9 protein-coding genes are annotated in these 11439 nt (G+C 39.0%); 5 read left to right on the forward strand and 4 right to left on the reverse strand.

From position 1 onward, the window contains the following. Window positions 1-26: 26 nt before the first annotated feature. Genes ACM0OY_RS08735 through ACM0OY_RS08745 form a run of 3 tightly spaced genes read right to left on the reverse strand, consistent with a single transcriptional unit; the run spans window position 27 to window position 4094 of the window. The gene (locus tag ACM0OY_RS08735; RefSeq protein ID WP_414568468.1) at window positions 27-1304 is read right to left on the reverse strand and encodes a lipopolysaccharide biosynthesis protein; all 1278 of its coding nucleotides are present in this window, start codon (window positions 1302-1304) and stop codon (window positions 27-29) included. Between the two features lie 51 nt (window positions 1305-1355). After that, complete coding sequence (locus ACM0OY_RS08740; protein WP_414568469.1) at window positions 1356-2603, reverse strand: O-antigen ligase family protein; 1248 nt, start codon at window positions 2601-2603, stop codon at window positions 1356-1358. Window positions 2604-2663: 60 nt separating this feature from the next. Next, a complete protein-coding gene (locus ACM0OY_RS08745) occupies window positions 2664-4094 on the reverse strand; it encodes a GumC family protein (protein WP_414568470.1) in 1431 nt (476 codons plus the stop codon). Between the two features lie 404 nt (window positions 4095-4498). Here ACM0OY_RS08745 and ACM0OY_RS08750 point away from each other — a divergent pair, with 404 nt between their 5' ends. Genes ACM0OY_RS08750 through ACM0OY_RS08760 form a run of 3 tightly spaced genes read left to right on the forward strand, consistent with a single transcriptional unit; the run spans window position 4499 to window position 8261 of the window. Further along, window positions 4499-6565 carry a WD40/YVTN/BNR-like repeat-containing protein gene (locus ACM0OY_RS08750; RefSeq protein WP_414568471.1) on the forward strand — a complete coding sequence of 689 codons (2067 nt, stop codon included), beginning with the start codon at window positions 4499-4501 and terminating at the stop codon, window positions 6563-6565. 59 nt (window positions 6566-6624) lie between these two features. After that, window positions 6625-7572: an ATP-binding protein gene (locus ACM0OY_RS08755; protein ID WP_414568472.1), complete on the forward strand. Its 948-nt coding sequence runs from the start codon at window positions 6625-6627 to the stop codon at window positions 7570-7572. Window positions 7573-7583: 11 nt separating this feature from the next. Beyond that, window positions 7584-8261 carry a response regulator gene (locus ACM0OY_RS08760; protein WP_414568473.1) on the forward strand — a complete coding sequence of 226 codons (678 nt, stop codon included), beginning with the start codon at window positions 7584-7586 and terminating at the stop codon, window positions 8259-8261. On the opposite strand, the gene ACM0OY_RS08765 is transcribed toward ACM0OY_RS08760, so the two are convergent. After that, complete coding sequence (locus tag ACM0OY_RS08765) at window positions 8258-8557, reverse strand: hypothetical protein (protein ID WP_414568474.1); 300 nt, start codon at window positions 8555-8557, stop codon at window positions 8258-8260. The genes ACM0OY_RS08760 and ACM0OY_RS08765 overlap by 4 nt on opposite strands. A gap of 829 nt (window positions 8558-9386) precedes the next feature. Between ACM0OY_RS08765 and ACM0OY_RS08770 the strand changes: the two genes are divergently transcribed. Together ACM0OY_RS08770 and ACM0OY_RS08775 are read left to right on the forward strand one after the other, a co-directional pair. Continuing rightward, window positions 9387-10163 (forward strand): WecB/TagA/CpsF family glycosyltransferase, encoded by a 777-nt coding sequence (locus ACM0OY_RS08770; RefSeq protein ID WP_414568475.1) that lies wholly within the window; start codon window positions 9387-9389, stop codon window positions 10161-10163. A gap of 255 nt (window positions 10164-10418) precedes the next feature. Continuing rightward, window positions 10419-11111 carry a sugar transferase gene (locus tag ACM0OY_RS08775; RefSeq protein WP_414568476.1) on the forward strand — a complete coding sequence of 231 codons (693 nt, stop codon included), beginning with the start codon at window positions 10419-10421 and terminating at the stop codon, window positions 11109-11111. Window positions 11112-11439: the final 328 nt, after the last annotated feature.

Here is an 11439-nt window from a genome sequence, read left to right on the forward strand (position 1 = left end):
TAGTTTAACGGTAAATGCAGTTATATCTATGGTTTATTTACAACTAAGAAAGATGATTTTTGCCCAAAGAAATATCTAATAGCCCAAATACTAAATGCAGGCTGCGCTACTACCTGGCAAATAAGTACTGTTACGGCAACCCAAAATATTCCCGATTGTACGGCTACTAATAAGGAAATCGCAAACAATACAGTATAAATCAGATTCCAGTATAGATTTATATGGGTTTTACCTATAGCATTGAGTAGTAAATAAGTGGGATTATAAATAGTAAGCGGTAAAGCTGAAAGACAGATAATAATTAAGATCGGAATTGCTGTAACCCATTTCTGCCCGAAAATTATAGGCACATAAAACGGTGCCAAGCTCGACTGTAGAAGAATGAGTGGAACTGTGAAGCTAGCAGTCGATTTGAGACTACTAAAGTATCGCTCCTTTAACTGCTTGAAGTTCCCACGAACCTCACAAAGATAAGGAAATAAAGCTGAAGTAACTGCACTCATGACATTCAGACTAATTCCTAACCCAGCATTAAAGGCAAAATAGTATATTCCTAATGCATGAATTCCTAGAAAACGTCCAATAAGTAAGTAATCTATATTAGCTCTTAGCTTATTGAGTAATTCAACGCCAAGTATATCTTTACCAAAATTTGTAATCTCCTGCCACCGCTCAAGTTTAAAAGATTTAGGAGGTCGCCACGAATGATTCATATAACTAACAACTATCCATACTGGAGTTGATAAGACTATGGGTAAAACTACAGCCCACATCCCAAATCCTAATAGAGCTAAACCTATTGTTGAAATATTAGCAATTAACGATTGAATAACATTACATAAAGCTGTCACATTTAATCGATTTTCTCTTTGAATCAGTGCAGACTGAATCATGAAAATCGGGAACATTAAGTAGACAAGAGCAGCAACACAGATAGGGAAAATAAGTTGATTATTTCCATAAAACAAAGCAATTGGAAAGGCAGCAATACATTGAATAGCAAAAATTGAACCGCATAGAATCCAATTGAGCCAGTACGATGTATCACATACAACTTTCACCTCTTGTTCATCAGCCTGAACAATCTTAGACCCGATCCCAGCTTTGAGGGTAAAAACGGTGGCAAATTCATTAGTCGTGAGAACGACTGCTACCAACCCATAATCATAAGGACTTAATAATCGAGCTAAAGTAATTGTTGTCCCCAGCCGAAAAACACGATTTGCTAACTCTGCTCCTCCTAACCAACCAACATTACGAATATATTGACCTGAAAGTTGTTGTTTTAACTTATTAATTAGCATTTAATTTAGTTACTTTTTAAGTTATTGAACAAACAAAATTACACTATGTTGCTAAACTTTTTGTTTAAATGCAATACCCATTATTATCAAACCAGGCCAATACAGGTAAACTAAGCCTTCTATTTTTTCGCCAAAAGTAAATAAAAATAAAACTATGAGTACGCCTAAAGCTACTTTGGCAGTTTGGTTTTTATAGGCTTTATACAGTAAATCCATAAAGCTCCATAACAAAGGAAATGCTAATGCGACTAAACCTACCGCTCCCTTTTCATATAGAAGACCAAACCAAGTGTGATGAGTGCCTATTGGCATAAATTTTGTAAATAGTATTCCGCGTGGAGCAATAATTCCATGACCCCATATAGGAGCTTCTTTCCAACCTTCTAAAGCCATGCGACCTAAAACTTCTCTAAGCTTAGAAGAATCAGCCCTCGCTTGTGAGAACTGTTGTTTGAATATTGCTAGAGAATCGATAATAATGGGAGCAAACATACCTGTAAATAGGCTGACTACCCCTGCTGCAAGTTGTACTTTAGGTTCAATAAAATTTACTAAAACCCAAGTTATTACTGGAACAGTAACAAGGCACAAAATACCTAAGCGCGAGACTGAAGATACAATCATAGCGGCAGAAGCAATCATGCCAATTAACCGCCACTTTTTGTTAGTTTCTTGAGATGAAAGCAAAAAATAGATACAGCCTACTAATCCTAATGCAGGAGGCCAAGGTGCAAATAATGATAAGCGAATTTGATTGACATTGCCTTCTTCAAATCCATAGAGTTTTACACTATAAAATATGACATCATTACCTCCTATTAATTGCAGTGGAGAACTATATAAAACATTTGGCAGATGTATTGCATGTGCTATGTAAAAAATTGGAATTATAATTAGACTTTGTAAGCCAACAATACAGACTCCTCGGTAAAGTAACTGGGGGCGGATATTAAGGCAACCAATAAGGGGAAATAACGCTAGATAAGCCCAATTTCTTGCCCAATTTATCGAGGAGGTAATTATTTTAGGTACTCCTAAATCAAAATCTACATGACCCATAACTAAAGCAAATTCTATGACCAACATAGAAATAATCCATACCCATACACTAGGAGGAATGGTTATTTTGTCTTCAGTTGCTGTATATTCAGTTTGGTTCCAAAGTTTTTTACACAAGTAAAGCGTTAGCAACCATGCAATTATAGATATTGTAAAGTAACACGCTCCCAAAAAATAAAAACCATATGTTCCTATTAAGCAATACCAAACTACTTTTTCTTCTAAGTTTTGAGGCTTCATCCAATTTTTAATTTCAAGTATTTATAATAGAAGCTAATGTTTGATTGATTAAATATTTTTTTAACGTTCGACAACTTTAGTTTTACTTCTAATTACATCAGAATTATAACGTTTGCGATCGCGCAACCAAAGTAACGTTATTCCAATAGTTGAAAAAACAGAGCCAGCAGCCGCACCTAGATAAACATATGCTTTTTTTGGTGCAGTAGGGCTATCAGATAAACTAGGTTCCGCAATCACTTGAATTAGTGGATAAGAACCAAAAGCATTCGACTTGCCAAGATCCAATCTGGCCAAAGTAGATGAAAAAACTGCTTCGGCAACTTGCATATCTCTTTTGAGAGCATCCAAATTAGACTCTTGCTGTGCGAGTTTTTTCAATCTATTTTCCAGCTGAACTATCTGTTGATTTATGGCTTGAGCTTGAGTTGTGAGTCCTTTTTGGTCTACCTGAACTGTAATTAGTTCTTGGAAAAGAGTTTCACGAGAAGCAGTACCAGAGTTAGTATTATTAAGATTTAGTTGCCTCAAGCTTGACAAGCTGACTGACCGCCCTAAAATAGACTGACTCCGAGCTAGCAAGGCTGACTCAACAGCATCTCGTTTAGCTTTCTCTGCAACTACCGTCGGATGATTAGGTAAAAATTTCGATTCTAGAACAGTCAAAGCAGCGCTAGATTCACTATAGTTTTTTAAGTTCTGCTGAAATATTTGATCTGTTTGCAGAGCAAAAGCATCTGTAGCTTGCCCAGCAGATAATTTTAAATTAGCCGACAATTGTTTTAGACGACTACTAGCTTGCTGTTGTTGAGCTATTATTTCAGCTCTTTGTCTGCGTAGCTGTTCGATATTGTTTGTTAAATCCTTAATTTGCTCTTCAGAGTTTAAACCCGAACGCGCTTTGTAATCAGAAAGTTTCGTTTGTGCGTGTTGCAATTTTTTCTGCGAAGAGTTAAGAGCTACTTGAAAACCTGCGTCTCGTCTAACAGCTTCTTGAAACCTCAATTGATTAAGTCTGGTTTCAAGAGCTTTGTAAAAAGCTAATGATTTATTTTTAGCTTCTTCAGGACTTGCACCCTTAAACTCAACTGTCATAATCGTAGTATTATCTACTACTTTCAGCCGCGGACTACCAAACTCTCCTAAAGACATGTTAAGTTGAGCTGCTGCTGCTTTCAATACAGGTTCGCTTTCAGCAATAAACTTATAATTTTCTCTGGGATCTTGAGAAGAACTAGAAGAATATGGAGATGAATTTTCATAAGAAGCTTGACCAATACCTGGTAAATTGACATCGGCGTTTGAACCGACCCCAGGCAAATTAATAGCTGATTGACTGCTATATGTTGGTGGCGTAATCTTGAGATAAAGAAAGGCTAAAACCCAAAAAACTATATTGGTAGCTAGACCTAGAAGTAAGTAAGGTTGCCAACGTTTTCGGTTTGCTACTGTTTTGCCAGAGCGTTCAGAGATTTCTATATAATTAGTCATTAAAATCCTCTAAAATTGGTGACTGGCTGAATTAAATAGCTTACACTCAGTTTTGCGATCGCCTGAATTTACTCCCAGAGTCATACATTTGTAACTTAAGACTTGATTTGCAACACTCAGTACAGTATCTTTCTTAAGCAGTGATAAAAAAACTACCTAATGGCTAAGATTGCACTGATGCAGACAGTATCCTATGGAGCGGAATAAAATTATCCACTCAGCTATCCACTAAGCTATCTACTTGGTTGTAGTTAATTACTAGTAGTTACAGCAGAATTTACTACAAGTACTCCCTGTTAAGAGTTGCCCGTTCTCTATTCCGTTTTACTCCTATGAGCGATCGCTTTTTCTGGATGCCGTTCAGGAAAACAACCTGTACGGCTATAATTATTGCGTTGACTATTGTGGTTACACCCTCTAAGCTCGCTTGCAGCGCCACATCAGGCTATCGCTGGACTCATGTCGCTATCGGGGGGGGTGGTTATGTTACAGGTGTTTATTTGCATCCACAACAGCGGGATCTGGTCTACATCAGAACTGACATTGGTGGCTTTTATCGTTGGAATCCAGTAGATAGGGAATGGATTCCTTTAATAGACCACTTTGGACTAGAACAGAGCAACTACTATGGGGGAGAAGCCCTAGCACTTGACCCAAACAACTCAAACATAGTCTACATAGCAGCAGGCAAATACACTGCTAATTGGGCTGGCTTGGGAACAATTTTTAAATCTAGCGATCGCGGTCAAACTTGGACTAAGTTGAAAATAGACTTGCCGATGGGTGGCAACGAAACTCAACGTTGGCTGGGAGAAAGACTTGCTGTCAATCCTTTTAATTCCCATGTTATTTTCTTTGGCTCGCGGTTGAATGGGTTATGGAAGTCTTCAGATGCTGGTGCGACATGGAACAAAGTTACCTCCTTTCGTGGAAGACCTGAAGTAAATATTGGAATTACAGGTATTGTATTTAACAAAAATATTTCTGGTTTGGCCTATGCCAATGCTTATGGAGACGGGATATACAAATCCACTAATACGGGTATTAGCTGGAGCAAAATACCAGGAAGTCCATCACAAGTGAATCGAATGGCTCTTGCGAGTAACGGTGTTCTGTATGTAACGCACGCATCAGGTGTGAGCAAATATGCAAACAACGTCTGGAGTAATATCACGCCGACTAATGTAGGTATAGAAAATAAATTCAATGCCTTAGCTGTAGATCCAAATAACCCCAATCGCATTTTAATTGTTTATCCCCAATATGCTTGCAAAACCAATAATTGTGGAGTATTTCAATCTACGAATGGTGGAGCTACATGGCAAAAGAAAAAGCATATCTTGAAACCTCAAGTGCCTTGGTGGCCCGACTCGTATTTTGCCTCAGCAACCTCAGCCATTGAATTTGACCCGAAAACTCCTGGCAGAGCTTGGTTAACAGACTGGTTTGGAATATGGCAAACAGACAATATTAACGCCGAGCCTTCTATCTGGTCAAACTATCAAAAAGGACATGAAGAGGTAGTTAGCTTCGCTTTAGCCTCACCTCCAAGTGGATCTTTGTTGTTGAGCGGCGTTGCTGATGTAGATGGATTTAACCACGGCAAACGACTAGATGCTTATCCTTGTAAGCAGTTTGGCGGTGAAAATAGTCCCCGGTTTCAGGACACCTACAGCCTTGCCTACAGCGAAAGCAATCCTTCGCGGATGGTGCGCGTTGGTGGAAACCGATGGAACAAGACATATACAGGAGCAACTTCGACAGACGGGGGTTTGACGTGGAGGAAATTTTTGTCATTTCCGCAAAACACAATACCCTTGCGCGTAGCCATGTCAGCAACCAACTCAAATTTGTTTGTCGCAATTATCAACCAAGGCCAGCCTATCCGCACAACTAATGGCGGATTTTCTTGGGGCAAAGTATCAGGATTACCCAACGGCCCAAAAGCCCCGTGGTACTGGGGTCAACCATTAGCGCCTGACAAAGTAGATGGCAACACTTTTTACTACTACAGCCGCGGCAAGTTATACCGTAGTAACAATGGGGGCGCATCCTTTAGCATCGTGAACTCATCATTACCTTCGGAAAATTGGTCTATGCTGAAAACGGTTCCAGGGATAAATGGCGAACTCTGGCTCAGTCTCAATTGGAACGGACTTTATCGCTCAACGGATGGCGGTGTGAACTTTACCAAAATTACCAAAGTGGAGAGAGCTTATTTGTATGCGCTTGGTAAGCCACAGACGAAAAGCAAAATTCCAGCGCTGTATTTATATGGCAAAATCAACAGCACAGGTAATGGAGCATCAGGAATTTTTCGCTCTCTAGACAGAGGAGAAACATGGACAAATATCGACACTCCACACAAGACCATCGGTAACGACCCTAATGTCATGGAGGCTAGCTGGCAGCAATTCGGACTAGTTTTTATTGGCACTAACGGTAAAGGAATTTACTATGGAACACCGTAAAAACAGCATCAAGCGATGCGGAAGATTGCTTACAACAAATCCAGCGGATAAAAATTGTTGTGAATATCTTGACTTCAATGGTGCTTATTGCTGGCATATGGGCAAATTACCAAATTTTACACAGACGAGTCGAAGTTCCCTTACGCAGATTGATAGAGGTAGGCAAAGCTTGGGAGACAGGCCAAATGGAAGCCCGGCTTGCTTATTCAGCTCCTGATGAAATAGGTCGGTTGAGTAAAATTCTCAATGCAATGGCAGGCGAAGTTCGCAAGCGTCAGGAATGCATTGAAGTACGGAACGAACAGCTTGAGAACCTAATCAGCGCTCTTTCCCACGACCTACGTACCCCTTTGATTGCTAGTCGCATGACTCTGGACGGTATGCTCAAAGGAGCTTTTGGCCCTGTTAGCGATACTTGCAAAGAAGTGTTCCAAGATTATCGTCAAAGTAACGAAGATCTTCTCAAACTTGTGGAAGCTCTTTTGAACATCTCCCGTTATGAAGCTGGTTATAGCGATCGCTTGAACTACGAGCCTCTTGATTGGGAAAAAATTTTTGTTAAAACAATTACTCAAATCAAAACTACTTCCACATCTGAGTTCACATTCAACTACAAAATTCCCCAATCCTTGCCGACTGTTTACGCTGATGAATTAGAGATCCAAAGAGTTATCCAAAATCTGCTTGATAATGCTGTGCGGGCGAGTGAACCTGATAAGGAAATTTTTCTTGAAGTTGCAACTCTTGGGGAAAATGAAGTGCAGGTTTTTGTTTGCGATCAAGGATCGGGAATTGCCCCCCAGAATAAGGAACAACTTTTTCACCGCTTCGTTCAAGGGCAAGGTCGGTGTGGGAGATCTGGGTTAGGTCTGTACTTGTGCCGTCAAATCATAGAGGCTCACGGAGGAAACATCGGGGTTGAAAGTTCTCTTGGAGAGGGTAGCACCTTTTGGTTTACTCTCCCAGTTGCTCCCGACAAAACTAACTTTCAAGATGAACAGATATAGGAGAAGGAAAAATGCCTGAAAATACTCAAACAAATATAGTGCGGATTCTACTAGTGGACGATCATAGTTTGATACGTCGAGGTATGAAAGGTCAATTTTCCCTTGAGCCTGCCTTTAGTGTGGTTGGAGAAGCAGGGAACGGCGTAGAGGCTATTGAATATGTTGCTCAGCTCCAGCCAGATGTAGTTTTGATGGACATTGATATGCCAGTTATGGATGGTATTACTGCTACCCAGCAGATCAAAAGCGATCGCCCTGTTACTCGTGTCCTTGCTTTGAGCGCATTCGACCGCGATACTCAGGTAATGGGGATGCTTGCCGCTGGTGCAGATGGTTACTGTCTTAAAACTATCGAATGGGGACAGCTAATTACTGTTATTCAATTAATCCTTCAGGGTGGTGCTTATCTAGATCCTCAAATAGCTCAAAAGGTTGCTCGGATGCTTAAACCCCCGGTTGTTTCGAGCGAAGTTGCGACATCTGATACGTCCCAACAACCGCTTTTGAGTAATCGCGAGCGAGAGATACTAAAACTGATTGCTAAAGGATGTTCAAATCAGGAGATTGCCGACCAACTCTATCTCTCTTTAGGAACTATAAAGTCATATGTGCGTATGATCCTCAACAAACTCAGCGTTGACGATCGCGTTCAAGCAGCAGCTATGGCTGTCCGTGAAGGGTTAATTTAAATCTGAAGTAATTCTTGCAGACGGACATACAATTCTGTAAATGTACCAACTAATGGTATTTCTTCATCCACAGTCTGTTCTGACCATAAAATCCAAGGCTGAAGTATTTGGCACTGGAAATCTTTATGTATAGGCGCACATAACACCAAAACATGAGGAGCAAACACATTAATTTCTTCAACCAAAGGCACACCGTAGTATGGAAAGACTTCTAAATTTTTTTTCAAACAGTGATTACTGACGCGTTGAACAGTATTGACGTTATTACCAATGACCATTATTCGATGTCTTTCCATAACAAACAAGAGTTATTAGTTAGAGAGATTTACACATAGTAATTTAAGGAAGAGCAATAGGGTTTATGGCAATAACCATAGCCAAGTAATTTTTTTTACTTTTTAATTAGCTCAAAAAGAATATGTTAGTGAAGATGTTTATGGGCTTGATATCCCCAAGACCTCAAAAATTCGGGCATCTTTTTGTTTGCGAGTGATTCAGGATTGCTATAGGACTAGTATTTGATTTTTAAAATTACTCGTAGCGGCAGGGAACAGGCAATAGGCAATAGGCAATAGTGAAGAAGCAGATTAGAAGTGTACGAATTTTTTTCAGAAATCAAACCGGATTCCTATATATCTTAGTATGAGGCTTAAACTGTCTTTGCACTACGACCAAGCGGATAACTAAGTGGACAGTTCTATTTACGTCTTAGGATGCTGTATTCGTCAGACTTTAAGTAACCCTGAGAAGTAACCATCAGATAGTATTTGCGATCGCTGTCTGAAGGCGAAACTATACGAATAGTTACGGAGAAAGTCTCAGGTTATATCAAGTCTTCACGTTGTAATTACGTATGAACGTGTAAGGCAAGTAAGCTAAAAGCGTTGCATTATCAAAGTTTCAGCTTATTTGCAGACATCACTGCTGATACAAACAATTGCACTAGGTTGATATCACTTAAACGTCAGGCGGTATGTATTGCCTGAGCTTTGCATTACAGCACTTTCAGAAATTAAATCAGGAACTGCAAGTTATATGATACTAGATCGCATCTTCTCATCTGAAACACTCAAATCTTTACCAGTAAGGTTTTTGAAACATCAGAGTCAATCTCTGGAGCAGGAGTTGAGCCAGACACAAAAAGTTAATCTATTAAATATTGAGATTGACAATGTGTTTAAAACAGATGTTCTAGAAAATCTTCAATCTGGTATTGTATTTACTCCTAACGTAGATCATCTGATGAAATTGCAAGGCGATCGGGAATTTCTTCAGGCTTATAATATAGCCGATTACAAACTATGTGATAGTCAAATTTTAATGTATGCATCCCGATTTTTAGGTCAGCCAATCAAAGAAAAGATATCGGGTTCTGATTTTTTTCCGGCATTTTATAATTTTCACAAACAAAATGAAAAAATTAAAGTTTTTTTATTGGGAGCAGCAAAAGGAGTTGCTGTTAAAGCTCAGGAAAAAATCAATGCTAAAGTCCAGAGGGATATCATTGTAGGTTCTTACTCACCACCTTTTGGATTTGAAAAGAACGAAGCAGAGTGTCAGAAAATTATTGAGATGATTAATTCTTCCGATGCCACAGTATTAGCAGTAGGATTAGGGGCACCTAAACAAGAAAAATGGATATATCAATACAGAGAACAACTACCAAATATCAGAATCTTTTTAGCCATAGGTGCAACTATTGATTTTGAAGCAGGTAATCTCCAAAGAGCGCCAAGATATATTAGCGATTTGGGGCTGGAATGGTTATATAGAATGGTTGCTGAACCTAAAAGATTATCGAAAAGATATTTGATAGAAGGATTACCTTTTTTCTGGTTAATTTTGCAACAGAAGTTGAATATTTATCAGATGACGAATCATGAAGTACAAAGTTACGAATGAAGAAAAATATTCAAACGAGATCTTCCATCATTCTCAATAAGCGTAGGGTGGGCACTGTGCACAACGTCAAAATAACGATTTGAGATTAGGTAGTGCCTGCTCTATAAAAATTGCAATCAAGCAACTGTTAGTATTTGAAATATTTGAGAGTTATGATGCTGTTTTAGACCAAATTAGCACTCATTAATGAAGTATAACTAATGACTTATTAGCTTTTCACTGACTGAATTCATAAACTAACTTACTGAAATTATCATGTCTAATCCCTCTACTTCCCAACGCATTCAGCTATCTACTTCGGATGTTACATACAGTTCTATTTATATTAAAAAGACAGTTCATCCTTCTGCCACAAGCAAAGTAAAGCGCGTAATTGATATTATAGGTGCGATTGTAGGACTGGGAATTACGGCAGTTGTAGCAATTCCTGTTACTATAGCAACTGTTTTGGATAACCCTGGGCCTATATTATATAGTCAAATTCGCTGTGGTTATAAAGGACGTCCTTTCCGTATTTGGAAATTTCGCTCTATGGTAGTCGGAGCCGAACGCCTACAACATTTAGTTAATAATGAAACTACAAGTCATCATATCTTCAAGAATGAAAATGACCCTCGCATAACTAAAGTAGGCAAGTTTCTCCGCCGCACTAGCCTAGACGAACTCCCTCAGTTCTGGAACGTGCTAATAGGGGAAATGAGCCTTGTCGGCACTCGTCCTCCGACTACTGATGAAGTGACACACTATTCAAGTTCTCACTGGGAACGATTGAATGTTAAACCAGGTATTACTGGCGAATGGCAGACTAATGGTCGCTCCTGCATCAAAGACTTTGAAGATATCGTTCATATGGATTTAGAATACCAACGTAAATGGTCTATTACTTACGATATTAATTTAATCCTAAAAACTCTAAAGGTTTTGTTAACTAAAAGCGGTGCTTATTAACAAAAGCATGAGCTGTCTTTGAACCCACATTCTGCACTTCAAATTGAAGTATAAAGAGATTACGTCAAGAGGAAAGCAAAAAAATCAGGATGATTAAGACTCGTAGTACTGAACGAATCTACAGCATGAAAATAAATCATCAAACACAATATATTTGATGGTTATGTAAGCACTAAAAGTTTGAAGGGCAATTACTCTTCCTTCGGTGTTGATAAATTTTTCTTCAGTTTTAAAAATAAAGGTCTTGATACAAATCCTAATCCGTTGAGTAAAGGGGAAAAGGGGAAGGGGAAAAGGGGAAGGGGAAAGGGGGAAAGAAAAAACCTTT

Source organism: Nostoc sp. CCY 9925, assembly GCF_963920935.1.
Lineage (GTDB): Bacteria > Cyanobacteriota > Cyanobacteriia > Cyanobacteriales > Nostocaceae > Nostoc.

Bases quoted from the DNA above. Each gene is read 5' to 3' on its own strand.
- ACM0OY_RS08765 (WP_414568474.1), bottom strand. From the start codon at position 8,557: ATGGAAAGACATCGAATAATGGTCATTGGTAATAACGTCAATACTGTT.
- ACM0OY_RS08740 (WP_414568469.1), bottom strand. From the start codon at position 2,603: ATGAAGCCTCAAAACTTAGAAGAAAAAGTAGTTTGGTATTGCTTAATA.
- ACM0OY_RS08760 (WP_414568473.1), top strand. From the start codon at position 7,584: ATGCCTGAAAATACTCAAACAAATATAGTGCGGATTCTACTAGTGGAC.
- ACM0OY_RS08735 (WP_414568468.1), bottom strand. From the start codon at position 1,304: ATGCTAATTAATAAGTTAAAACAACAACTTTCAGGTCAATATATTCGT.
- ACM0OY_RS08775 (WP_414568476.1), top strand. From the start codon at position 10,419: ATGTCTAATCCCTCTACTTCCCAACGCATTCAGCTATCTACTTCGGAT.
- ACM0OY_RS08745 (WP_414568470.1), bottom strand. From the start codon at position 4,094: ATGACTAATTATATAGAAATCTCTGAACGCTCTGGCAAAACAGTAGCA.